Raw genomic sequence first — 24471 nt, forward strand, 5'->3', positions numbered from 1 at the left:
GCGAAGCCACGAGCTGTCACGCCATCTTTTGGGGCAAATGCGGCCAATCTTTCACGGCGTAGCCTCGTAGGCCTGTAAAATAGGGCAAATTTTTTGCAATCTTCTATGTCGGCCAAGAAATCGCCCTTTTTCGAACTGCGCAGCGGTACGCTGGACACGCTTCTGTTCGTCGTGAAGACGACCGATCTGGCCGAGATGCGTGCTGAACTGAGTCGACGCTTTGACGCGACACCGGAGTTTTTCGCCAACGACGTGGTGGCGATCGACCTGCGGCGCCTGCCGGTGGACCAACGCGTACCGGTCGCAGAAGTGGCCGAGATGCTGAAGGCATTCCGAATGCATCCGGCCGGCATCGTCGCAAACGACGCACAACGGTCGTGGGCACAACTTGATGCACTGCCGTTCGTCGAGTCATCTGAACGGCGTGCGGTCCGCAGCGACGAGCCCGCGGCCGGGGCGTCGCCACAGGCCGCCTCGACGGTGCCGCAGGCCGCCTCCTGCGACATGATGGCCCAGGGCGACGCCGCAGCCGACACCGAGCGGGGCGGCGGCAATGTGACACGGGTGATCGACAAGCCGCTGCGTTCGGGGCAGCAGGTCTATGCAAAGGGCGACCTCGTTGTGCTGGGCCTGGTCAGCTACGGTGCGGAAGTGATTGCCGAGGGCAACATCCACATCTATGCGCCGCTGCGCGGACGCGCACTGGCGGGCGTGCATGGCAACCACGGCGCGCGGATCTTTTGCACGTGCTTGGAGCCGGAACTGATCTCAATCGCCGGTATCTACCGAACCACCGAGACGCCACTCGGGCCCGATGTGCTTGGCAAGTCGGTACAGATCCGGTTGGCGGACGAGAAGTTGATCATCGAGCCGCTGCGGTTGACGTAGCGGCAATCCGTATTAGAAGACAGGAAGACATCCGTCCCGACAGTGGCGGAGCACATTGACGAATACAAGGTAACGGTATGGCAAAAATCATTGTGGTGACTTCGGGCAAGGGCGGGGTCGGCAAGACGACGACGAGCGCAAGCTTTGCGTCCGGACTCGCGCTGCGCGGGCACAAGACGGCCGTCATCGATTTCGATGTGGGCTTGCGCAATCTCGATCTCATCATGGGCTGTGAGCGTCGTGTCGTGTACGACCTGATCAACGTGATCCAGGGTGAAGCGAACTTGCACCAGGGGCTGATCAAGGACAAGAAATGCGAGCAGTTGTACATCCTGCCCGCATCGCAGACGCGCGACAAGGATGCGTTGACGCTGGAGGGCGTCGAGAAGGTCATCAACGACTTGATCGAAATGGGCTTTGAATACATCGTTTGCGACTCGCCGGCCGGCATCGAGTCCGGTGCGTTGATGGCGATGCACTTCGCGGATGAAGCGCTGATCGTCACGAACCCCGAAGTATCGTCGGTTCGGGACTCGGACCGCATCCTCGGGATCCTGGCATCCAAGACGCGCCGCGCGATCGAGGGTCGGGAACCGGTCAAGGAGCATTTGCTGATTACGCGCTATAACCCAAAGCGGGTCAGCGAAGGCGAGATGCTGTCGCTGGACGACATCCAAGAGATTCTGCGGATCCCGTTAATCGGCGTGATCCCGGAATCCGAGTCGGTGCTGCATGCGTCGAACCAGGGCGTGCCGGCAGTGCATTTAGATGGGACCGACGTGGCCGAGTCGTACAAGGACGTGATCGCGCGTTTCCTTGGGGAGCAAAAGCCGCTGCGGTACATTGATTACCAAAAGCCGGGCTTGTTGCAACGCCTGTTCGGCAGCAAGTAAGGGGGGGAAATGTCGATTCTTTCTTTTCTGCTTGGCGAGAAACGCAAGTCTGCGTCGGTTGCGAAGGAGCGCTTGCAACTGATCATCGCACATGAGCGTGCGGCCGGACGGGCGCCGGCCGACTATTTGCCGGCGCTGCAACGCGAGCTTGTCGCGGTGATCTCAAAATACGTGAAGATCTCGAACGACGACATCAGGGTTCATCTCGAGCGGCAGGACGATCTCGAGGTGCTTGAGGTCAAGATCGAGATTCCGCAGCCTTGATCGTACAGGTCGTGCGTCGCGACGCACGCGGTCCGCGCATGGCGGGTGCGTATGCGCCGTCGCGCGGTGCAGGCTGAACATCAGCGCGGCGCCAACCTGAACGGTCGGTCCTTCGCGTTTGATCGTGAAGCCTCCCAACATTGCAACGAACGACACGAGCACCTTGCCAGCCAGTAGCCGGACTGTGAGCAGGCGCGCCCCCCAGCGCAGCGGTATCGCCGTGCAGTGTGGCGACCACTTGCGCAATGCCGCTGCCTTGCGCGCCGCGCAAGAAACGCCGCGTCAATGCCACGCACAGCGCGCCTACCGCGGGCGTGACGATCAGCGCGAGCCATGGATGACGATCGAAGCCGGCGCGAAACAGGCTGTAGCCAAAATCGATCAGCCACGCATACAGCACCGCGAGCAGACCGACCGCGATCGCGCCTGACCAGAACACACCATAGTGCAGCCACAATCTGCGTGCGTGGCGCGCGGTTTTCTGATCCATCGGTCCGGTAGCGCGCAATGTACGTGCAGCGGCCCAATGTAGGTGTAGCGGCCAAGCCGCTGAGTATACCGCGACGCGTCGGCCAGGTATTGAGAGTGCATGCGATAGGGGGCCGCGTTGCTCGCCGTGCCCGGCCGTTGGCCCATCAAACCGTGCTCCTTCGGTGCGGCCCGGCTGGAGCCGGCGAATAATGTTGCCGTATCGGCGTCCCACCCGCACGATTGCGTCATTAAGCGCAGCGTTCCTATGTAATCTAAAACTTTCCTGGAATCTTTTCGAGCCGATCCGACTCCACGACGTGAACCGGGCAATGGGGCACAGCGGTTGATGATGGCAATGCGGGAGCGGTGAATGACGACGCCTATACGACGCTCAATCGAGGTTGATTTTCTTCGGGGCGTGGTACTGATTGTGATCGCGATCGATCACATCTGCGGCAGCTCGCTTACCAAGTTCATGCTGCATAACTACGCGTTTTGTGACGCCGCGGAAGTGTTCGTGTTTCTGGGTGGCTATGCGTCAGCGGCTGCCTATGTGACGATCGACGCGAACCGCGGCGGGCGGGCCGCGTCCCTGCGCTTTCTATCGCGCAGCGTGCAAATCTATCGTGCCTATTGGCTGACCGCGGCATTGATGCTTGCTTCGGGAGCGATGATCGCCGCGCTGCGCTTGCGCACACCGATGCTCGCCGAGAGCGAATGGCCGTTGTTCGCGGCGCAGCCGTGGTCGATGATCCGTGACATCGCGTTGTTTCGGCACCAGCCATATTTGGCCGCCGTGCTGCCAATGTACGCGTTCTTTGCACTCGGCGCCAGCGTTGCGGTGCCCTACGCACGCCGTGCACCCGTTGCCACGTTATTTGCTAGCCTCGTGGTATGGCTGTCCGCGCCGGTGCTAGGGCCGCTACTGCCCAGCGCCAGGGCGGGCGGCTGGGGATTCAATCCGTTCGCGTGGCAATTCATGTTCGTTTGCGGGATGCTGGCACGGCTGCATCCTGTGCCCTCAGCGTTTCATGCGTCGTGCACGGCTCGCGGATTGACGCGGCTCGCCCTCGGCATCGCGCTCGGCTTTGCGTTCTCTAAACTGGTGCTGCAAACCCAGCCGATGCCGGGCATCATGAAACAAAACCTTGCGCCGCTGCGGATCGTCAGCTTTGCCGCGTTGGCGTGGCCCGTGGCCGTCGCGGTCCAGCGCGGCTGGCTCCGTGCGCTGGCCAGCCGGATGCGGGACGTCGTCAACGTGGGACAGCAAGGGATGCCGTGCTTCGTGGCTGGCGCGTTCATATCGATCGTCATCGATACGGCGCTGCGGGTCAGCGGCCCGCACCGGATGCCGTTCGTCGCGGGACTATGCGGCGACGCGCTGGCGATCAGCGCGGTAATCGCCACGGCGCGGCTGGCCCGGGCGCTGAAGCGGCGCGCGGTGGCCACGCGCGGCGGGCCCGCCGTGTCGCGGTCTGGACAGACGGCGACGATGCCGCCCGGTATCCGACCCACTCAAGCCCGGCAGGGGAGCGAAGCCGGCGCGGGCGGACCATGGCCACGCCGGCAGCCGGACGCATCGCGCTGAACCGGCGTATGCCAGCGTCTGCTTCAAGGGCTGCCTTGCCGGGACGATAGCGTGCCGAGTTGAAAATGAGCGTTGGCAATGACCGTTGTCGTTGAACGGCCACGGCTCCATCAGCGTGCGCTGCCCGTTGACATCCGGCAGCGACGGCGGCGAAGCGGGAAGTGGCACGGCGCGGCGCACAGTGGCCAAGGCGGTGCGCTTTGCGTCGTCCTCACCGTTGGTGCAATACACCGCCGAATTCAACTCATGCTTGTTGCGATACACCGCCAGTGCAAACCATGCTTGCGTACGTCCACCGCGAAGGACACCACTACTGAGCGCAGCGTCCGCTGCAGATCGATTGTCTCGACTAGGCTTGCATTGGCTGGGTCGATGTGTCGGACGAGCCTCATCTTGCATGCCGACACCGTCGAGGCGGTGGGCCGGGAATGCGCGCGCATGCATAGTGGCGCGCATTCGTGTCGGCGGGAGCGGCGCTTGCTAAAGATTCGCTACACGATGGACGGTGCGCGCCGTTCCGCAATCGGGAGAAGCCATGATGGAAAACGATGCGCCGACGAAACATCCCACACCCGCGCGTCATAGCGACAACGAAAAGAGCAGGATGCCAGAGCGTCACGACAGTGGCCGCAAGCAGGCGCCGCATGACCAGCCCGGCAAGGCGCCGGGCGAAGGGGAATTGCCGGTCGGCTGACGATCGGCGCCGGTGGCTGTGCATCAAGCCGACTTGTATCGAGCCGCAGTCCCGGTGCAGGCCGGCGTTGTGCAGTCTATCGCGCGCGGCGCGGTCGCGGTGTCAATCAGAACTTGTGACGGATGCCCACGCGCGCGGCGAACGGGTGGCTTGCGCCCGCGGAAGTGCCAAAGTAGCTCGTACTCGAGCCGATCTGCGCATCGATCGGCACCATCTTGCCAGCGATCGTGTTGTTGCCGAATGCTTTCTGGTAGATCACGAGCAGGTACATATCTGTGCGCTTGGACAACGCGTAGTCGGAGTCGTCCACAATGCTAATCGGCAGTTTGACCGCCATGTTAACGGGCCATTGCGCTGGTTTTTTTCTACCCCGTAGAATCCTTTCGCGACATAATCGCGTTCGGAACATAAGCATCGAAATGATTCCGATACCAATGGCTCATACTCTGTATTGCCGCTTTGGCGGGCGGATGGTCGCCAGCGCCGACAAGTTCCGCGCAAGCCGCCGCAACCGCATTCAGAACGCGTGCCGTTTCCGGCACGTAGGGAAGATCAATTTCGCTGTCGTGCCGTGCCCTGATGATATGGTATCGGACTCGCTCAGGCATCGTCCACGCGCTAATTAGGAACGCTTGCACGGTGATCGGCTTGCCGTCCACATCGATGGTCAATGTTCGGTGTTGTTCATCGTAACCTGCTTGCTCCAATGCTTCGCAACTGTCGATTGCGGCATTCAGCGTGTCACGAATGAGACTCCAATCAGTTTTCATGTTGTACATTCCCGCAGTTTAAAACGATTGCAGTATAGTTGTGACAGCTCATTATCGGACTGGTCACGGTCGAATGCCGTTCTGTTATCGCCTGCTACGTGGGTCTTGTCGTAACCGGTGCCAAATCGATGTCAACGTGATGCCAAAGGCGAGTAATAAACGGTTGCAAAGACGATATACAGCACCATGAACTCAACCGAGTTGCGCAGCAGCATCGCAAGCACAACAAAGAATGCTAGTGTGCCGAACAGGGCTTATCGCACGGCCGAATCATGGAGTCGAACGTCGCTAGGCTGATTTGGGTTGGAGAGGCCGTTTTGCTTGCACAAACTAAGTTACAAGCATTCGACTTTTTCTTTGAAATCCTTTTAAATCAAGGACTTGAGAATGAGGTTGGCGGAAGCGGTGAGATTCGAACTCACGGACGGTTGCCCGTCGCTGGTTTTCAAGACCAGTGCCTTAAACCACTCGGCCACGCTTCCCGGAACGCGCTATTGTAGCCGATTTGCTGCGCGTGCAGAAAATCGGCCGGCAGGCTGCTGCACATCGCTCATCCTGGCCAGCTGGCACGAGGCCTGAGGCCATGAGGCCATGAGGCCATGAGGCCGCGCGCACGTCGTTTCATGCCGCCAAGATGGGCGATGCGTGCCAGTTCACGTCATCCTTTAGAATCACGCGTCATCCTTCAAAAATAATGCCTGCAAGTCGTTCAGGAAACGTTGTCCGAGCGGCGTCGGCGCGATACTCGCATGATCGCGGCGGATCAAGCCACGGCGTTCAGCTTGCGCAAGGGCGGGCTCGATCGATGTCATCGTCAGCCCGGTCCGCTCAATGAAACGGTGCACTGGGAAGCCCTGCGTCAGCCGCAGCGCATTGAGCATGAATTCGAACGGCAGATCTCGCACCCCAACTTCGTGCTGTTCCTGGATCGGTGCGCCCGCGGCGGTCTGCGCCAGATAGGTGGCGGGGTGTTTGTAGCGCATCTGTCGCACAATCCGTTCCGGGAAGGACAGTTTCGAATGCGCGCCTGCGCCGATACCCAGATAATCGCCGAATTGCCAGTAATTCAGGTTGTGCCGGCTTTGCCGGTGCGTTCTGGCGTACGCTGACACTTCGTAGCGGTTGTAGCCGGCTTCATGCGTGCGTGCATGGATCCACTCCTGCATGTCGGCCGACGTGTCGTCGTCGGGCAGCGCAGGGGGGTACTTGTGGAAATAGGTGTTCGGCTCCAGCGTGAGGTGGTACAGCGACAAATGAGGCGGCGCGAATGACAGCGCGGTCTCCACGTCTGCCTGGCATTGCGCCAGCCTCTGGCCCGGCAGTGCAAACATCAAGTCCAAATTGAAGTTGTCAAAGCTAGAGTGCGCGATTTCTACCGCGCGGCGGGCTTGCGCCGCGTCGTGAATGCGGCCCAGTGCCTGCAAGTGAGCGTCGTTAAAACTTTGGATGCCGATCGAGAGCCGGTTGATGCCGCTGCTGCGAAAGCTCGCGAACTTGGCAGCTTCGAACGTGCCGGGATTGGCCTCGAGCGTGATTTCTGCATCTGCGTCCAGTGGCAGCAACGCGCGTAGGTCTGACAACAGCCGGTCAATCGCCTGTGCCGACAGCAGGCTTGGCGTTCCACCGCCGATGAACACGGTATGGACCGGCCGTCCCCAGATCAACGGCAACGCCGCTTCTAGGTCGGCACGTAGCGCGTCCAGATACTCGGTTTCAGGAAACTGTGCGTCGTTTGGGCCGCGTGTGAATGCGTGCGAATTGAAGTCGCAATACGGACACTTGTGCACGCACCATGGAAAATGCACATACAGGGACAGCGGCGGCAGTGCGGTGAGCCGGATGCGTCCCGGCGCAATGAACGCGGACACCGTGCCGCCCGATCCCGGCGCGTCGGCGTGCGCGAGCGGTAAGAAACGTGCGGATGCACGTCCCGCTATGGGATGATTCACCATGTGTCCTTCAATCGACGGATCAACTCTGCCAACGCCAGCGCGCGATGGCTATGGGCGTTCTTCACTTCCGGCTGCAACTGGGCGGCGCTTGCTTGCAGCGCGGGGACATAGAACAGCGGGTCGTAGCCGAAACCGTGCCCGCCGCGGGCCTCGGTGAGGATTTCGCCGTGCCAGCGACCGTCGGCGATCAGCGGCTCGGGATCGTCGACATGGCGCACCAGCACCAACACGCAATAGTAGTAGGCGCGCCGGTCGGCATGCGCGCGCAACACGTCGAGCAGGCGCGCGTTGTTGGCCGCATCGGATTTTTCGCCACCGGCCAATTGCGCATAGCGGGCTGAATAGACGCCCGGGGCGCCGCCCAGCGCATGCACGCATAGTCCCGAATCGTCGGCGAGCGCGGGCAAGCCGGTGACGCGTGACGCGTGACGCGCTTTTTCCAGTGCGTTCTCGATGAACGTCGGATGGGGCTCGGGCGCCTCGCCCACGCGCAATGCGTGCTGCGGCACGAGATCGATGCCAAACGCGTTCAGCGCAGAAAATTCGCGCAGCTTGCCAGCGTTGTTCGACGCTAGCACGATGCGCGACAGCGCAGGTCCGAGGTGGCCGCTCATGGCTGCAGCGCCTTTTTCTGCAACTCGATCAGTCGCGTGATGCCGGATTCGGCCAGACCGAGCAGTGCGTTCAGCTCGTCGCGGCTGAACGGTTCGCCTTCGGCTGTGCCTTGCACCTCGACGAAGCGGCCGGCCCCGGTCATCACCACATTCATGTCGGTGTCGCAGTGCGAGTCTTCCGCGTAGTCCAGATCGAGCACCGGCGTTGCGCCGTGGATGCCAACCGACACCGCCGCGACGTGATCGAGGATCGGCGTCGCGGTGAGCTTGCCGTGCGCCAGTAGCGTGTCCACCGCATCGTGTGCGGCGATGAATGCGCCAGTGATGCTCGCACAACGTGTGCCGCCGTCGGCCTGGATCACGTCGCAGTCGATATGCAGCGTGCGCGGGCCTAATTTCTCCAAGTCGAACACCGCGCGCAGTGCACGACCGATGAGTCGCTGGATTTCTTGCGTGCGGCCGCTCTGTTTGCCACGCGCCGCCTCGCGATCGCTGCGCGTGTGCGTCGCGCGCGGCAGCATGCCGTACTCGGCGGTGAGCCAGCCGCGCCCGCGATCGCGCAGGAATTCGGGTACTTTTTCCAGCACGCTAGCGGTGCAAATCACTTTCGTGTCGCCGCATTCGATCAACACGGAACCTTCGGCATGCTTCGTATAGTGGCGTGTGATGCACACGTCGCGCAGTGCGTCGGCGGCGCGGCCGCTGGGCCGCGAAGTCGAAACTTTCATAGTGGAACAGTCGGAAAGTGGATGCGGTTGAAGGTCAGCTGTGCCGACCCGAAACCCGCATCTTAGCGCTAAACGCGGATTGTCCTCGGTGAGCTGGATGCGCGCGCTCCATGCCGACCGCCGTTGCCGGGGGCAGGTAGGCGTTCAGTGCGATAATTGTCGTTTTACCGGAACTTTTCGCGAGACGCACAATGATCTACAGCATGACGGGCTATGCGAGCGTGACGCGGGAACTGGTCGCCGACGGCGCATCCGAGGTCGGCAGCAGTACCCATACTGCCAGCGTATCGGTCGAGTTGCGCACCGTGAATTCACGGTTTCTCGACCTCAATTTCCGCATGCCTGAAGAGGTGCGCGCGTGCGAGCCGACGTTGCGTGAAATGCTGATGAACCGCCTCTCGCGCGGCAAGGTCGATATCCGTATCAACGTGCAACGCAGCGAGCAGGTGGCGCTGGCCGGGTCGCTCAATCGCGACGCGCTGCTGCAACTGGCGGCACTGGAGCGCTCCGTGCTCGATGTGTTTCCTGGCGCGGGTGGCCTGCGCACGGGTGAAATCCTGCGTTGGCCCGGCGTGATCGCCGATAGCGGCCTGTCGGCCGCATTGCTGCGCGACGCAGTGCTGGCATGCGGTAAGCAGGCCGTGGACGAGCTGGTCAACGTGCGCGGCCGCGAAGGGGCGCAATTGGCCACGATGCTGTTGGCCAACGTGACCGAGATGGAGGCGATTGTCACCCGTATTACGCCGTTGGTGCCCGAACTGGTCGCGCGTCACCAGCAAAAAATTGTCGAGCGGCTGCAAGCAGCACTCGGCGTGGCGGCGCCGGACGGCTCGCCACAACTAACGWMTCACGTGAGGAAATCGCTGAACGGATCCGCCAAGAAGTGACGATGTACGGCATCCGAATCGACATCGCTGAGGAGCTGTCGCGGCTGGGTGCGCATTTGGCTGAGACTCGCCACGTGATTGAAAAGGGTGGCCGGGTAGGTAAGCGGCTCGATTTCATGATGCAGGAACTGAACCGGGAAGCGAACACGCTGGGGTCCAAGGCCGCGGCGAAAGAACTGGCCGACGCGTCGATGACGCTGAAGCTGCTGATCGAGCAGATGCGCGAGCAGGTTCAGAATTTGGAATAGTCCAACACGATGACGAACAATCGCAATCCCTACGCCGGAGAATATCCCGGTAACCTGTTCATGGTGGTCGCGCCGTCCGGCGCGGGCAAGTCCACGTTGGTCAACGCGCTATTGGCGCGCGACCCGTCGATCCGGCTGTCGGTGTCGTACACCACCCGGCCGCCGCGGCCGAACGAGACGAACGGCGTTCAGTATCATTTCATCCCGGCGTCCGACTTCCTCGAGCGTCATGCCCAGGGTGAATTTCTCGAGAGTGCCGAAGTCCATGGCAATTACTATGGTACGTCGCGCGTGTGGATCGAAGAGCAGATGAGGCGTGGCGTAGACGTGCTGCTCGAAATCGATTGGCAGGGCGCGCAGCAGGTGCGTAAGCAGTTCCGAAACGCGGTCGGCATCTTTATTCTGCCGCCGTCGCTTGACGCGCTCGAGGAGCGTCTGCGCAAGCGTGGGCAGGACGAGCCGAACGTGATTGTGCGCCGGCTGCTGGCCGCCGGCAGCGAGATCGCGCATGCGCCCGAATTTGAATATGTATTAATCAACGAGCATTTCGATCGTGCGTTGACCGAAATACAGACCGTGGTCGCCGCGACGCGGCTGCGTTTCGCATCGCAGCGCGCACGCCACGAGAAGCTGTTCGTCGAGCTGGGCATCCACTCATCGCAGGCGGATGGATCGCGCGGTGAGTTAAAATAGATTTATAGCAACAAGGAATTCCAATATGGCTCGCATTACCGTCGAAGACTGCCTGGAACATATCCCGAACCGCTTCGAGCTTGCGCTTGCGGCGACGTATCGTGCGCGCCAACTCGCGCAGGGCCACACACCGAAGATCGAAAGCAAGGATAAGCCGACGGTACTCGCGCTGCGCGAGATTGCCGAAGGAAAGGTCGGCATCGAGATGTTGAAGAAAGTGCCGGTCTGACCGGCACATCCGCCATGTGACGACACAACGCAACAGACCTGGAGGCGCAAATGAGTTCCAATCCATCGCACGCCTCCACGTTGTCGTGTGCCGCGCGCGCGGCTGACGAGGCCGCGGCACGGCGCCCACAGGCCGGGGCGAAACGCCCGTGCGCGTCGCCGGCCGGCGTGGACGCTGCGGGCGGCGCTGGCGCGGCGACCAAAACGTCGTCTGCACGCGCGTACATCGATGCGGTGCTCGAACAATCGTTTCGGCACTTGTTCGGTCCGACTGCGACGCCCGAGCAGCCACGCAAGCACGAAGTCGTATCGATCGCCAAGCTGACCGAAGAGTTAGGCTCGTACATGACACCGGCCGAGATCAAGGAGATCAAGGCCGCGTTTCACTTCAGCGACGAGGCCCACCTGGGCCAATACCGGCAAAGCGGCGAGCCGTACATCACGCACCCGGTGGCGGTGGCCGAGATCTGCGCCGGCTGGAAGCTGGACGCGCAGTCGATCATGGCCGCGTTGCTGCACGACGTGATGGAGGACCAGGGCGTCACGAAGGCGGAACTGGCTGAGCGTTTCGGGCCGAAGGTAGCCGAACTGGTCGACGGGCTGTCCAAGTTGGACAAGATGGAGTTCCGCAACCGCGAGGACGCGCAGGCGGAGAATTTCCGTAAGATGTTGCTTGCGATGGCGCGGGACGTGCGCGTCATCCTGATCAAGCTTGCCGACCGGCGGCACAATATGCGCACGCTTGGCGCAGTGCCAACTGAGAAGCGTCGGCGGGTGGCACGCGAGACGATCGATATTTACGCACCGATTGCGCATCGGCTCGGCCTCAACAATACGTATCGTGAGCTACAGGAACTCAGTTTCGCGAATTTTAATCCGCGCCGGTATGCGACCCTCGAGAAGGCTGTTAAGGCGGCGCGCGGCAACCGGCGGGAGGTGGTTGGCAAAATCCTCGAGGCGGTGCAGCGTTCGCTGGCCGACGCGAAAATCGATGCTGACGTGACCGGGCGTGAAAAAACGATTTACAGCATCTATCGAAAGATGCGCGACAAGCAGTTGTCGTTCTCGCAGGTGCTCGACGTGTACGGTTTTCGTGTGGTCGTCGACACGCCGATGGAGTGCTATATGACGGTCGGTGTACTGCATTCGTTGTACAAGCCGGTGCCGGGCAAGTTTAAGGACTACATTGCGATACCGAAGGTCAACGGATACCAGTCACTGCATACCACGCTGGTCGGCCCATTCGGCACGCCCATCGAGTTTCAAATCCGCACGCTGAAGATGCATGAGATCGCCGAGGCGGGCGTTGCGGCACATTGGATGTACAAGAACGGCAGCGCGGATCTGAACGACGTACAAAAGCGGGCGCATCAATGGCTCAAATCGTTGCTCGACATCCAGAGCGAGGCAGGCGACTCCAGCGAGTTCCTCGAGCACGTGAAGATCGACCTGTTTCCAGACGCGGTCTACGTGTTCACGCCTAAATCGAAGATCATGGCGCTGCCGCGTGGCGCGACGGCGTTGGATTTCGCGTATTCAGTGCATAGCGATCTGGGTAACCAGTGCGTTGCCGTCAAGATCAACAACGAGTTGTTGCCGTTGCGCACCGAGCTTAAGAGTGGCGATATCGTCGAGGTCATCACGGCGCCGTACTCAAAACCGAATCCCGCTTGGCTGGCGTTTGTGCGGACCGGCAAGGCGCGTTCGGCAATTCGCCATTACCTGAAGACGATGCGCTTGAACGAGTCGGTGCAGCTCGGTGAGCGGCTCGTCGAACAGGTACTCAAGGCGTATGGGTTGTCACTTGCCGAAGTCACGCCGGAGATCTGGGACAAGATCGCGCACGCGACCGGCAATAAGTCGCAGCAAGAAGTATTCGCCGATATCGGGTTGGGACGTCGCGTTGCAGCGGTGCTCGCCAAGCGGATCGAGTTGTTGCTCAGCGGCCGCGATGGGGACTCCGACGAAAACTCGCGCCCCGATGCGCCGGCGCATGCCAGCGGCGGGCCGCCGGTACTGATCACTGGGACGGAGGGGATGGCGGTGCAACTGTCGCCTTGCTGCCGGCCGATTCCCGGCGACGACATCATGGGCTACATTGGGATGGGCCTCGGCATGTCGATCCATACGACCGATTGCCGTGTCGCGCAGCGTATTCATCGGCGCGATCCCAGTCGCTGGATCGATGTCGCGTGGGCGCCGCAGCCGGGACGATTGTTCGATGTGGCGGTTAAGGTGCTGGTCAAGAACACGCGAGGCGTTTTTGCACGCGTGGCCGCTGATATCACGGCCGCCGATGCGAATATTGTGCACGTGGCGATGGATGAGGATCTGGCCCAGGAATCGATGGTGTTGCGCTTTTTGATCCAGGTCAGTGACCGGGTCCATTTGGCGAATGTGATCCGACGGACCCGGACCAATTCCGATGTGATCCGGATTGGTCGAGAGCGGGCGTCCGACGACGGCCACCCTCGGCACGACGGTGGAATGCGCATCGAGCGCGACCGTGGTGACTATTGACGCGTAACGGGACGGCGCGCGCCCCGGCTGTTCTTGGCACATTGCCCCCAGTGCTACGGGCTGCCGCAGGACCGCCAGACGATGACTTGTGCGGTGCGATGTCCGTCCATGTCATGCAAAGCAAAAAGGCCTTCCGATTGGAAGGCCTTTTTCTGAAGAAGTGGCGCGGCTGGCAGGATTCGAACCCACGACCCCTTGGTTCGTAGCCAAGTACTCTATCCAACTGAGCTACAGCCGCGCGAAGAAGTGGAATTATAGCAACTTCTTCGAAGATGTGAAGCCCCTGTCGCGATTTTTTTTGCATGCCGGTGACGAGCAGACGCCGGATGTCGGCCATGAGGCGTTTGCCCGTTCGTATAATAGTCAAAAGGTATTCCATGATTTCAATCGAGCTTGCACAATGAACAAAGCATTTGTGAAGGAAAGCGATGATTCGGCGCAAGACGACGAGCTGCCGCAACCGGAAATGCCGGCTGGCGCAAAAAATTATATGACGCCCGAGGGCTACCGCCGCTTGAAGGACGAGTTGCTGCAGTTGATCGACGTTGAGCGGCCCGAGGTCGTGCGCATGGTATCGTGGGCCGCGTCCAACGGCGATCGGTCCGAAAACGGCGACTACATCTATGGCAAGCGGCGTCTGCGCGAGATCGACCGGCGCATCCGTTTCCTGACCAAGCGGCTCGACTTAGCCGAGGTCGTTGACAGCAGCCGACAGGAAAACACCGACCAGGTGTTCTTTGGTGCAACGGTCCACTATGCAACATCCGACGGCGCTGAGAACCAGATTACCATTGTCGGCGTCGATGAGGTGGACCTGGACCGGGGGCGAGTTAGCTGGATCTCGCCGATTGCGCGGGCGCTGTTGAAAGCGCGGATCGGGGACACCGTGCCACTCCACACCCCAGGCGGGATTGAGCAAATCGATATCCTCGACGTGCACTATCCGGCCGCTACGCACTGAGTGCGTGCGGGTGTCGCTGCACGCGGGCTATTGTCACGAGCGCTCGTGGGCTGCTGTCACGACAGCGCTCGCGGCAGAGTGATAGTAGATCGTAAAAAAGGCGCCCGAAGGCGCCTTTTGGGCTGGTGCACAGGACGACTAGCGTCCTGTCCGCTTAAGCTTAGAAGCGGTGACGCAGGCCAGCGGTCACAGCCACTTGCTTGTCGAACGACGACGGAGCCAGGCCGTTGATGGTTGCGGTGAAGCCGGTCTTGCTTTCGACAACTTTTTGGTACTCACCTTGCAGGTACACGTCGGTACGCTTGGACAGCGCGTACGCGGTTTGCAGGCTGAATTGATGCCACTTCGGCGATTCGCCGTTGAGCTTGCCGTCGGTGTACGTGTACGCACCCGCGACGCTCAATGCCGGCGTCAGGTTGTAGCGACCGTTGACTTCATAGTTGTTGAAGCGCAGGTCGCTGTTGGTGCCTAACAGATTGTCAAGCTTCGTTTGCGTGTACACAAAGCCTGCCGTTGCCGGGCCGAACGCATAGTTCAGGCCTGCACCCCAAGTGCGCTGGCGGCCAGCGGCGAACTCTTGTTCGTCCGAGGAGACGGCGCCCAGCGAGTTCGATACCGCACCGTTGGTGAACGTGTTGTTCAGCTGCAGGTAAGCCGCCGCCACATTCAACGGACCGTAGTTGTACGATGCGCCGACGCTATACGCGCGGTTGTTCGCGAAGTTGCCCGCCTGGTTCGAGAAGCCGTACAACGCGCCGAACTTGAAGCCGTCGAAGTTCGGGCTTTGATACTTCACCGAATTGTTGACGCGCAGCGAGTTGTCCAGATTGTCGTTGTCGAACGGGTGCGCGAACTGCGTGCCGCCGTATTGCGTGCCGGTCAATGCCAGCGGGCCGAGGTAGTCAACGACGGAGTCATATTGCCGACCCAGCGTGACGGCGCCGTACTGATCCGACGCAAGACCGACGAAGGCTTGGCGACCGAACAAGCGGCCTTTTTGGCTTGTCTCGCCATTGCCAATGTTGAACCCATTCTCCAGCGTGAAGATCGCCTTCAAACCACCACCCAGGTCTTCAGCGCCACGCAGGCCCCAACGGCTGCCATTCACCGAGCCGCTGGTTTCCTGCCAGTTCGAGCGACCGTCTTGGCTGTTCGTGTACGTGATGCCAGCGTCGATCAAGCCATACAGCGTCACGCTGCTCTGCGCGTGGGCCGCCGTCGCGAACATGCCCGACAGGGCCGCAACCATGAGAGTCTTTTTCATCTTTGTGAACTCCAAATACGTATGGGAAACCTTACCCAAGCTTTGAGGAAACGAGGCCACCGGTGAGTCGGCAGCATGTATTTCAAGTGGTGCGGCATTCAAACGATTAGCCAGATGACGCACCTGTTTCCTGGAAAGGCAAAGTGTAAAGACCCGGTCGTGATGCGACCATTCCTAATCTTGCAACAATATATTGACGATTATGAAATGATTGGTGGCGTCCCGCAGAGCCTTATGTAGCAAGGCTGAGCAGCGATTCAACTCAATTTCGACAAGAGTGGACGAGCGCTTGACGTTGTGTTTGTACGACAGCTGAATGAAGGGAACCAATGGGCAATTAATGAGTCGCGACTATTGTTTCGGCGGCTACAATAAATGATTGCCGAATAAATTAACATGGGATGCGCCGGTTTCGCTATACTGCAATCACTGCTTTCCCTAGCAGCTTTTTCTTCTGAAAAAGATCTCCAAACCTTCAGCGCGGTCGTCTTGATCGCGCTTTTTTTGCGCCGTCGCTCACCGCATCGGCGCGCCAGTGCGTCATTGCACCGGTGGCCGGGTCGTTGTGGCTGGCATGCCGGGCATCAAGCCGGTGTCGATGCCGTTGGTTCATTCCGGTGAGGCGCGACGGCGCTAGGCACCCGCCGAGCGGTGCAATGTCCAGAACGAATCAAKCCTCGGTCACGTAATGACGTGCATCCATGAGCGGCGCCGACAACAGGTTGTGCCAGTGATCGCCGTGCCAAATCATATCGAAGCGGGGCAAGACCGAGGGGGCGGGCGCGGTGATCGGCACAGGGCTGGGCCGATCTGCAGCATGGTGGGAATCATGCCGTGGCCAGCCGAAAAGGTGCTTAAGGGGCGTCAGCGACATATTGCCTCCCTGCTACATCGAATGGTTCCTATAAATAGTCGCGTGAATCGCTTCGGAATAGAATCAGCGTAAACACTTACAATTTGTTGCATGTGTTGTTGCACGGGTGCGGTAAAAATTTCTGTCAATGCGTAATTTAATATCGCGATTCAAGTAAAAACGACTGATGCAATTTGACTAAAGGAAGCTGTAATGACATCGTTGCACATTTCGCCCAGTGGGCTGCTGCGGCCCACTGCGCGGGCCTGCCCGGGGGATTGATAAAAGTGGGACAATCGCGCGGCTACCTATTTTCTGCTTGACGTACAGTCCTGTTTCTATTTATAACAACACCGCTGGATTTTCAGGATGCGAGGTTGCCGCATAACGCGGGAACCCTTGTTTCATGATTTTCTGCATATGAACGGAAGCTTGTTACGTCAACACTTGAGGGGAAGCACGATTTATGGAAACGGGTATCGTCAAATGGTTTAACGATGCTAAAGGCTATGGCTTTATCACTGCGGATTCGGGGGGCGAGGACCTGTTCGCACACTTCTCCGAAATCCGCGCGGAAGGGTTCAAATCGCTGAAGGAAAGCCAGCGCGTATCGTTTGAAGTGAAGAATGGCMCGAAGGGTAAGCAAGCGGCGAACATCCGGCCGTTGTGACACGGTGCCCGATCCGGGACCGAGGCCGCTGATGTATGTCGGCGGCAGCTCAAAGCTCCGCGCGTCGGGGCTTTTCTTTTCTCGGCCGTGCGCCGTGCAACGACGACGCGCGGATTCGGTCATTTCAGGCGACAATGGGCGCGTTTGCGTTCCTTATGCCACTGTTGCATTGCCATGACCGACCTTGCTAGCCTGATCCACGATGCCGATGCACGACCACTCGCGTTTGTGGATTTGGAGACGACGGGCGGGCGCCCTGGACTCGACCGCATCACCGAGGTGGGCGTGATCGAAGTTGACCGTGATGGCGTTCGCCGCTGGAGCACGCTGGTCGATCCGCTGCAGCCTATCCCGCCATTTGTGCAGCAGTTGACCGGTATCACGGACGCGATGGTCCGCGGTGCACCGACATTTGATGCGCTCGCCGCTGAACTCGCGCGCCGACTCGATGGCAAGTTGTTTATCGCGCACAACGCGCGCTTTGATCACGGGTTCCTGAAGAAAGCGTTCGAACAGATCGGCATCCGCTTCGATCCCGATGTACTGTGCACGGTGCGGCTGTCCCGCGCCCTGTTTCCGCGCGAAAGCCGGCACGGGCTCGACGCACTCGCGCAGCGGCTGGACCTGAGCGCGTGTGGTCGGCATCGGGCGCTGGCTGACGCTGATTTGGTGTGGCAGTTTTGGCAGCGTGTCCATGCCCTGCATCCACGCCCCGCCATCGAGGCAGCGCTGCGCCGCCTGATTCGCGGGGGCGGGGGCCGACGCGATGACCGATGCGTTGCCGGCCGGTTCGGGCGTCTACGCATTGTTCGACAGCGACGGCGTGCCGTTGTATGTAGGCAAGAGCGCCAAGCTGCGGCAACGCGTGCGTATGCAGTTGTTTGGCGAGCGCCGCTCGAGCCGCGATGCGCAACTGGCCGCGCGTGTGCATGAGGTGCGCGTCTATCCGGTGGTGGGCGAGGTTGGGCTGTTGCTGGCGGATGCGCATTGGAGTGCTGTGCTGCGCCCGAGGTTCGGCCGTCGCGTGGCGGCAACGGTGCAGCTACCGCGTGGCGCGATGCCGTGGCCCTACGACGGACCTATCGCATTGATTGAGCGCTCAGGCCACGATCGTGCGCAGGGAGTACATCTGCTAGACGCGTGGCAATATCTCGGATCCGCCGCCGACTTGGATCGCGCACGCTCGTTGCTCCATGCACATCGGCAGCCCCGCATAGCGTGCCGCGACGCACGCGATATTGTCCAGCCTGCGCAGGCCGCGATGGCTCAGCCCGGCCTGCTGGGCGTTGTGGAGCCGACTTTCAATGCAGCGATTGCCCGGATTCTTGCGCAGCGGTTGGCGCGGGGCGGGTTGGTCGTGGAACGGCTCGCGGATGTGGCACCGGTCGAGGGTCGCCATGGCAAGCTGGCGCTGCCAGACGCTGCTTCACCCTACTGTGCCGATGCCGCCGCTCGCGCATAGACGGGACATCGCGTTGCGCAGCGCGATGCGTCATAGACCGTCATCATTTTCCAGTCGACCAGTGCCCGGGCCACGCGGATCGGGCAATCCGGCGTGCCGCGTCGTGCCTGCACGCACGCCAGCACCGGCAGCAAGGTGGCGTCGAGCGCATCGAGCTGGGAGTGGGTCACCGTGGCGAGGTCGGGGCCCGGGCCGTCGGGCGGCGTATCGCGCCACTGTGCGAAAAGCGCTGCTTGCAACTGCTCGCCCGCAGCCATCTGGTCCTCGAAGAGCTGTCGGGCAAAGTTCTCATCGATGCCGTGACGCACGGCGCGCTGCGGTGATGCCGAACAATAGCGCCTGCTTCCGCGGTGCGCCCTGGATCGGTCGGTGGTGAACCCACTTCCATTTCGCGACGGGCTCCGCAAGGGCCAGGCGCCGCGCGGCCAGCGCAACCACATTGGTCATCGCTGGGTCAGCATTGGTGTTGGTATTCGACGCAACGGGCATCAGCGCGAACAAGCTGCCGACGATTGTGGCCAATGCCGCGGCGGGTAGGGCGCGTGACGGGGCTGGAGCGGGATGCGACGACGGACGCAGGATCTTCATGCTGGACGATTGAAACGCATGGGCTGGGTCACGGATGGAGTGAATCCGGGGGGGCGGCAGCAGTGGACCGAGATGCAACGGCGTGCACCGGCAGGGCGAGGCCAGAATGATTGAGGAGACGGCAGGCACAACAATGGCCCGGCGGGGCATGCGAACATACGGCAAACGAGCGTCGCCGATTAACCACGTTGGACGCAGGTGGTGCTCACACGCGGGCAGCTAAATGGCACCGACGTGACAAGAACCGAGGCGCGTAGCGCGCCCTTACTGCGTGTTGCCGGACTTGCGTTGTTCGTCAAAGAATGCGCGGACGTGCTCGGGCAGGTCTGCGAGAAACTCGACGCCCACCGGTTCCGGGTCTGGGCTAGCGACCTTGTCTGGCGACGGAATCTTGGTGGGTTTGGCTTCCATGGTGACTCTCCTTATCGTGAATCGATTATCCGCTTCGGGTCCGATCGTGTGTTAGTGCCACGTGGCCACGACGCGTTTTTCTCTCCCTTCTGTTGCTATAACAGCACAGCAGCCCAATAGAAAGCAGTGCGACTGGAAAATATCCGCGTACATTGCATCAAGCAGGGAAACAGTGTGGCAACGCGCCGCGTTTCGTGCGGCGAATGATCAATTGTTGGTGATTGGCGGGCGGTTGACTGGGCGCTACCGTACCGAGGCCTTCACCGAACATCGGTACCCGACATTGACGCCGTCTGTGCCGCGAGACGATTGAACGTATCGCAACGGTGGCCGACCAACGGACGGCCGTGCCGGCGGTGTGCGGCATGCAGGCGAGGCGTTGCATGCGCGCGAGTTAGGAGGAGCACGCGGCGACGCATGCTGTCCGCGGAGGGTGGCGACGCGCCACGTGAGAAGCGGAGACACAAAAAAAGCCCGCAAAACAAAGTTTTACGGGCTAAATCCATGGTGCCGGAGAGAAGACTCGAACTWMCGAMCTTCGCATTACGAATGCGCTGCTCTACCAACTGAGCTACACCGGCAACAGAAGCGAGATTATAAGAGTGGATGATGGGGGTTGGCAACCCCCGCTGACACCCTGTGCCCGCCTCCCTGCCCACCACTGCGGTGTCAGGAGCGCTCGCATCCGAATAACGTACTCAGCCCTCGACGTGGTACCGTGTCACGCGATCAACTTCATTCTTGGAGCCGAGGAACACGGCGACACGCTCATGCAAACTCTTGGGCTGGATGTCCAGGATCCGCTTTTCGCCGTTGGTCGCGGCGCCGCCCGCCTGTTCGACGATGAACGCCATTGGATTTGCCTCGTACATGAGGCGCAGCTTGCCGGGCTTGTCCGGCGTGCGCTTGTCGGCCGGATACATGAAGATGCCGCCGCGATGCAGAATGCGGTTCACGTCCGACACCATCGATGCGATCCAGCGCATATTGAAGTCCGTTTTGCGGGGGCCGTCCACGCCCTGCGTCAGCTCGCTGACATAACGTTGCACGGGTGCATACCAATGGCGCTGGTTCGACGCATTGATCGCATATTCGCGCGTGTCCACTGGGATGCGCAGGTCGCGATGCGTCAATACCCATGAGCCGAGTTCTCGATCGAGCGTGAAGCAGTTGACGCCGTGGCCCGTGGTTAGCACGAGCACCGTTTGCGGGCCGTACACCGCAAAGCCGGCCGCCACCTGACACGAGCCCTTTTGCAGGAATGATTGTTCGGTCGGGTTGGTGCCATCAGGGCAGCGCAGAACCGAGAAGATCGTGCCGATTGACACGTTCACGTCGATGTTGGACGAGCCATCGAGCGGATCGAACAGCAGCAGGTACTCGCCTTTGGGGAAGAACGTGGGGATCGGATGAATGTTCTCCATTTCCTCCGATGCCATCGCGGCGAGGTTGCCACCCCACTCGTTGGCCTCGAGCAAGATTTCGTTGGACAGGATATCGAGTTTTTTCTGTACTTCGCCTTGGACGTTCTCGCTGCCGGCGCTGCCGAGCGCCTCACCCAGCGCGCCCTTGCTGACGTGATAGCTAATGAGCTTGCAGGCTCGCGCCACGACCTCGATCAGCAGCCGCAGATCGGCCGGGATGCTGTTATGTTCGCGCTGTTGTTCGATTAGGTATTGGGTGAGAGTCGTGCGGCGTAAGGTGTGCCGGGTCGCTTCCATAATAAGCTCCGAAAAACGCTATTCGAGAGGCGCGATCGCTGTCTTGGGACACTGTCGTTAGCACCGCGCCGCGATCTGCATGGCCGCCATTCTACATGGGCGGTGTTGCACGACAGCCCGACCGCCGCGCTGACCACCACTGTACCGCACCGCGTGAGCGTCGGCTGCGGCACCGCACCCCGCCGACGCTTTAAGCAACGGCTACGCCAGGGCCTTGTCAACGATTTCACGCACGTCTTTCGAACTTGCGTCGGCGGCGACCTTTTCCAGCGCCGCGCGCATCGGCTCGCGCAGCGCCGGCACGAACTTGCGCCAGCGCTCCAACGAGCGGGTCAAGCGGGCGGCCACCTGCGGATTGATTGCGTCGAGCGCGATGACCTGCTCGGCCCAGAACGCGTAGCCGGAGCCGTCCGATAGATGGAATTGATCCGGGTTGGCCGCGCAGAAGCTGAAGATCAACGCGCGGGCCCGGTTCGGATTTTTCAGGTTGAAGGCCGGGTGCCGCATCAGCTCACGCACCGTGTCGAGCGTGCGTCGGCCTGCGCCGCCGCGTTGCTGAGCCTGCAGCGCGAACCACTTGTCGATCACCAGCGCGTCGTCCTTGTGGCGGCGGTAGAATGCGTCGAGCGCGGCTTGTGCTGCAGCTTGCGCTTGGGCGGGCGCGTTCGCGCGCAACGTGATCAGCGTGGCGAGCGCGGCAGCGCGGTCGGTCATGTTGTTGGCCTCGTCGAACTGCGCACGGGCGAGCCGCAACGCGTCCGTCGGATCGTCCAGTTCTGCAAGGTAGTGTAGCGCCAAGTTCTTTAGCGCACGCTTGCCGGCATCGGCCGGGTTCGGGTCGTACTCGCCTGGTGTGCGGTGCCTGTCGTACGCGGCGAGCCAATCCTCGCGCAGCGCGGTCGCCAGCCTGCGGCGCACAAATTGCCGCGCCTGGTGAACGGCGGCCGGATCGGCTTCGTCCATTTGCTCGGCCAAATAGGTCTCGGATGGCAGGGTCAGCGCTTGTTCGCGCAGCGCCGGCGACAACGATGCGTCGCGCAGCACGGCGCCGAATGCGGCAATGAACGCCGCCGGTAGCTCGAGCGGCTCGTGCTGCTGCACTTGTGTGGCCAGCGACAGCAGCGCGCGCGTGGCCAGGCGCTGCCCGGCCTCCCAGCGGTTGAACGGATCGCTGTCATGCGCGAGCAAAAACGCGAGTTCGTCGGATGTATAGTCGTATTCGACGATCACCGGCGCGGAGAAATTGCGCAACAGCGACGGCAGTGGCTTCTCTGCGATGTCGACAAACGTGAAGGACTGCTCCGTGTCGGTGAGCTCGAGCACGCGCGTGGTCGCCGCACCGGCGTCGGCCGGTTCACCTTGCAGGCGTAGCGGCATGTCGCGCCCTTGCGCGTCGAGCAGGCCGAGTGCGAACGGGATCAGCAGCGGCCCCTTTTGCGTTTGCGCCGCCTGCGGCGACGATTCCCCATAGTGCTGTGCCAGCGTCAATGTCAAGGTGCGGGCCATCGGATCATACGCGGTGCGCACCGCCACGCGGGGCGTGCCGGCCTGGCTGTACCAGCGCTCGAACTGGGCCAGATCCCGGTGGTTCGCGTCAGCTATCGCAGCGCGAAAATCATCACAGGTCACCGCCTGGCCATCATGCCGTTTGAAATACAGGTCCATGCCTCGGCGCAAGCCGTCGCGTCCGAACAGCGTCTGGTACATCCGCACGACTTCCGCTCCTTTCTCGTAGACGGTGACCGTGTAGAAGTTATTGATCTCGACATAGCTTTCCGGTCGCACTGGATGCGCCATCGGGCCGGCATCCTCGGCAAACTGCATCTGCCGCAGCACGCGTACATCGTCAATGCGCTTAACTGCGGCAGCGGCCGGATCGGTGGCGCCGCCCGCCATGTCGGCGGAGAACTCCTGGTCACGGAATACGGTGAGTCCTTCCTTGAGGCTGAGCTGGAACCAGTCACGGCAGGTCACGCGATTGCCAGTCCAGTTATGGAAGTACTCATGCCCGACGACCGATTCGATGTTCGCGAAGTCGATGTCGGTCGCGCTCTGCGCATTCGCGAGCACGTACTTCGTATTGAAGATGTTAAGTCCCTTGTTCTCCATGGCGCCCATGTTGAAATCGCTGACGGCGACAATCATGAAGCGGTCCAGGTCCAACTCGAGCCCGAAGCGCTGCTCATCCCAGCGAATCGCGTGCACCAGCGAATCGAGCGCGTGACCGGTCTTGTCTAGGTCATGCGGCTCGACCCATACTTGCAGCAGCTTTTCCTTGCCCGAGCGCGTCGTCATCGTTTGCTCGCGGGCAACGAGCTTGCCGGCGACCAGCGCGAACAAGTAGCTCGGCTTGCGGAAAGGATCCTCCCACTTCGCATAATGCCGGCCGTGCGGCAGCGTGCCGCTGTCCACCAGATTGCCGTTGGACAACAGCACCGGATAAGCGGCTTGGTCGGCGCGTAGTGTGACGCGGTAGGTCGCCATCACGTCGGGCCGGTCCAGGAAGTACGTGATGCGACGAAAGCCCTCGGCTTCGCACTGGGTGAAAAAATTGCCGTTGGAGACGTAAAGGCCCGACAATGTCGTGTTGGTGGCGGGGCGGCACGCGTTCTCGATTACCAGTTCAAACGCCTCCGGCACGTTCGACACGACGAGCCCGCCGTCGTGCACCGTTACCGCATCGTGCGCGCGGGCATCGACGGTCAACGACAGCAACTCCAATGCCTCGCCGGCCAATTCGAGGTCGGCAGCCGCGTCGCCGGCCTGCGGATTGCGCCGCACGCGCAATGTGCTGCGCACCAGCGTGCGTTCTGGCACGAGATCGAATTCGAGTTCCACGTTATCGATTAGGAACGCGGGCGGTGTGTAATCCGCACGGCGGATAACGGTGGTTTCAGCAGGTTTGGACATGGCGTATCCGTCGAAAGGCGGTTCAATGGCAATGGACCCGGGCCGCGCCGTCGCATGGCGTCAAGAGCCGCGTCGGGAAAGAATGGCGTGAACCGGTGTCTTATGTTTCAGGTGACCGCGGCGAGGCCGTGGACATGTTGATCCGATGATTGTACAAAATAGATAATGAACTTGCGTCGCGGGCGTTTCGCCG

General features: G+C 61.1%; 20 protein-coding genes, 3 tRNA genes and 4 pseudogenes. 12 read left to right on the forward strand and 15 right to left on the reverse strand.

Translation table 11 applies throughout. From position 1 onward, the window contains the following. The first annotated feature begins 105 nt into the window (after positions 1 to 105). The 3 genes from minC (at position 106) to minE (ending at position 2045) form a co-directional block, all read left to right on the forward strand. Positions 106 to 888, forward strand: coding sequence for a septum site-determining protein MinC (minC, locus tag RBRH_RS02690; RefSeq protein ID WP_041753109.1), 783 nt, complete (start codon positions 106 to 108; stop codon positions 886 to 888). Positions 889 to 965: 77 nt separating this feature from the next. Further along, positions 966 to 1781 (forward strand): septum site-determining protein MinD, encoded by an 816-nt coding sequence (gene minD / locus RBRH_RS02695; RefSeq protein ID WP_013434403.1) that lies wholly within the window; start codon positions 966 to 968, stop codon positions 1779 to 1781. 9 nt (positions 1782 to 1790) lie between these two features. Further along, a complete protein-coding gene (gene minE, locus RBRH_RS02700; protein ID WP_013434404.1) occupies positions 1791 to 2045 on the forward strand; it encodes a cell division topological specificity factor MinE in 255 nt (84 codons plus the stop codon). 63 nt (positions 2046 to 2108) lie between these two features. On the opposite strand, the pseudogene RBRH_RS02705 reads toward minE, so the two are convergent. Continuing rightward, a pseudogene (locus RBRH_RS02705) lies at positions 2109 to 2535 on the reverse strand (chloride channel protein); the annotation flags it as partial. A 351-nt stretch (positions 2536 to 2886) separates the two neighbouring features. Here RBRH_RS02705 and RBRH_RS02710 point away from each other — a divergent pair. Beyond that, complete coding sequence (locus RBRH_RS02710; protein ID WP_013434406.1) at positions 2887 to 4104, forward strand: OpgC domain-containing protein; 1218 nt, start codon at positions 2887 to 2889, stop codon at positions 4102 to 4104. 535 nt (positions 4105 to 4639) lie between these two features. Next, positions 4640 to 4798, forward strand: coding sequence for a hypothetical protein (locus tag RBRH_RS19735; RefSeq protein WP_173362418.1), 159 nt, complete (start codon positions 4640 to 4642; stop codon positions 4796 to 4798). A 106-nt stretch (positions 4799 to 4904) separates the two neighbouring features. Here the strand turns inward: RBRH_RS19735 and RBRH_RS02715 are convergent. From RBRH_RS02715 to rph, 6 genes and pseudogenes are all read right to left on the reverse strand, one after another. Beyond that, positions 4905 to 5096 (reverse strand): annotated as a pseudogene (locus tag RBRH_RS02715) (porin); the annotation flags it as partial. Between the two features lie 67 nt (positions 5097 to 5163). Next, positions 5164 to 5577, reverse strand: coding sequence for a hypothetical protein (locus RBRH_RS02720; protein ID WP_013434409.1), 414 nt, complete (start codon positions 5575 to 5577; stop codon positions 5164 to 5166). Positions 5578 to 5962: 385 nt separating this feature from the next. Next, a tRNA-Ser gene (locus tag RBRH_RS02725) sits at positions 5963 to 6050 on the reverse strand. 189 nt (positions 6051 to 6239) lie between these two features. Then, the gene (hemW, locus tag RBRH_RS02730; protein ID WP_013434411.1) at positions 6240 to 7520 is read right to left on the reverse strand and encodes a radical SAM family heme chaperone HemW; all 1281 of its coding nucleotides are present in this window, start codon (positions 7518 to 7520) and stop codon (positions 6240 to 6242) included. Next, entirely contained in the window at positions 7514 to 8134 is a 621-nt protein-coding gene (gene rdgB / locus RBRH_RS02735; protein WP_013434412.1) for an RdgB/HAM1 family non-canonical purine NTP pyrophosphatase, read from the reverse strand. The genes hemW and rdgB overlap by 7 nt, the downstream gene beginning before the upstream one ends. Next, positions 8131 to 8862 (reverse strand): ribonuclease PH, encoded by a 732-nt coding sequence (rph, locus tag RBRH_RS02740; protein ID WP_013434413.1) that lies wholly within the window; start codon positions 8860 to 8862, stop codon positions 8131 to 8133. The genes rdgB and rph overlap by 4 nt, the downstream gene beginning before the upstream one ends. 191 nt (positions 8863 to 9053) lie before the next feature. Between rph and RBRH_RS02745 the strand changes: the two are divergent. The 4 genes and pseudogenes from RBRH_RS02745 (at position 9054) to RBRH_RS02760 (ending at position 13438) form a co-directional block, all read left to right on the forward strand. Beyond that, a pseudogene (locus RBRH_RS02745) lies at positions 9054 to 9997 on the forward strand (YicC/YloC family endoribonuclease). A gap of 9 nt (positions 9998 to 10006) precedes the next feature. Beyond that, on the forward strand, positions 10007 to 10690 hold the full coding sequence (gene gmk / locus RBRH_RS02750; RefSeq protein WP_013434416.1) for a guanylate kinase: 684 nt from the start codon (positions 10007 to 10009) through the stop codon (positions 10688 to 10690). Between the two features lie 25 nt (positions 10691 to 10715). After that, positions 10716 to 10919: a DNA-directed RNA polymerase subunit omega gene (rpoZ, locus tag RBRH_RS02755; protein ID WP_013434417.1), complete on the forward strand. Its 204-nt coding sequence runs from the start codon at positions 10716 to 10718 to the stop codon at positions 10917 to 10919. A 50-nt stretch (positions 10920 to 10969) separates the two neighbouring features. Then, a complete protein-coding gene (locus tag RBRH_RS02760; protein ID WP_013434418.1) occupies positions 10970 to 13438 on the forward strand; it encodes a RelA/SpoT family protein in 2469 nt (822 codons plus the stop codon). 161 nt (positions 13439 to 13599) lie between these two features. Here the strand turns inward: RBRH_RS02760 and RBRH_RS02765 are convergent. After that, positions 13600 to 13676: transfer RNA gene (locus tag RBRH_RS02765), tRNA-Arg, on the reverse strand. Positions 13677 to 13838: 162 nt separating this feature from the next. Between RBRH_RS02765 and greB the strand changes: the two genes are divergently transcribed. Continuing rightward, positions 13839 to 14399 carry a transcription elongation factor GreB gene (greB, locus tag RBRH_RS16680; RefSeq protein ID WP_013434419.1) on the forward strand — a complete coding sequence of 187 codons (561 nt, stop codon included), beginning with the start codon at positions 13839 to 13841 and terminating at the stop codon, positions 14397 to 14399. A gap of 160 nt (positions 14400 to 14559) precedes the next feature. Here greB and RBRH_RS02775 read toward each other — a convergent pair whose 3' ends face one another. Beyond that, on the reverse strand, positions 14560 to 15663 hold the full coding sequence (locus RBRH_RS02775; RefSeq protein ID WP_041754070.1) for a porin: 1104 nt from the start codon (positions 15661 to 15663) through the stop codon (positions 14560 to 14562). A 1319-nt stretch (positions 15664 to 16982) separates the two neighbouring features. On the opposite strand from RBRH_RS02775, the gene RBRH_RS02785 reads away from it, so the two are divergent. Together RBRH_RS02785 and RBRH_RS21250 are read left to right on the forward strand one after the other, a co-directional pair. Next, positions 16983 to 17186, forward strand: coding sequence for a cold-shock protein (locus RBRH_RS02785; protein ID WP_013434424.1), 204 nt, complete (start codon positions 16983 to 16985; stop codon positions 17184 to 17186). Between the two features lie 174 nt (positions 17187 to 17360). Next, a pseudogene (locus tag RBRH_RS21250) lies at positions 17361 to 18648 on the forward strand (exonuclease domain-containing protein). Here the strand turns inward: RBRH_RS21250 and RBRH_RS20070 are convergent. The 6 genes from RBRH_RS20070 to pepN all read right to left on the reverse strand — a co-directional run bounded on the left by RBRH_RS20070 (position 18618) and on the right by pepN (position 24278). Next, positions 18618 to 18956 (reverse strand): chorismate mutase family protein, encoded by a 339-nt coding sequence (locus RBRH_RS20070; RefSeq protein ID WP_049786344.1) that lies wholly within the window; start codon positions 18954 to 18956, stop codon positions 18618 to 18620. The pseudogene RBRH_RS21250 and the gene RBRH_RS20070 sit on opposite strands and share 31 nt — an antisense overlap. Next, positions 18937 to 19236 (reverse strand): chorismate mutase family protein, encoded by a 300-nt coding sequence (locus tag RBRH_RS20075; RefSeq protein ID WP_049786345.1) that lies wholly within the window; start codon positions 19234 to 19236, stop codon positions 18937 to 18939. Before RBRH_RS20075 ends, RBRH_RS20070 begins: the two co-directional genes overlap by 20 nt. A 264-nt stretch (positions 19237 to 19500) precedes the next feature. Continuing rightward, positions 19501 to 19647 (reverse strand): hypothetical protein, encoded by a 147-nt coding sequence (locus tag RBRH_RS19740; protein WP_013434428.1) that lies wholly within the window; start codon positions 19645 to 19647, stop codon positions 19501 to 19503. Positions 19648 to 20152: 505 nt separating this feature from the next. Further along, positions 20153 to 20228: transfer RNA gene (locus tag RBRH_RS02805), tRNA-Thr, on the reverse strand. 117 nt (positions 20229 to 20345) lie between these two features. Continuing rightward, entirely contained in the window at positions 20346 to 21368 is a 1023-nt protein-coding gene (locus tag RBRH_RS02810; protein WP_013434429.1) for a class 1 fructose-bisphosphatase, read from the reverse strand. Between the two features lie 201 nt (positions 21369 to 21569). Continuing rightward, on the reverse strand, positions 21570 to 24278 hold the full coding sequence (gene pepN, locus RBRH_RS02815; RefSeq protein WP_013434430.1) for an aminopeptidase N: 2709 nt from the start codon (positions 24276 to 24278) through the stop codon (positions 21570 to 21572). Positions 24279 to 24471 lie beyond the last annotated feature (193 nt).

It is taken from the genome of Mycetohabitans rhizoxinica HKI 454, from assembly GCF_000198775.1.
GTDB classification, from domain to species: domain Bacteria; phylum Pseudomonadota; class Gammaproteobacteria; order Burkholderiales; family Burkholderiaceae; genus Mycetohabitans; species Mycetohabitans rhizoxinica.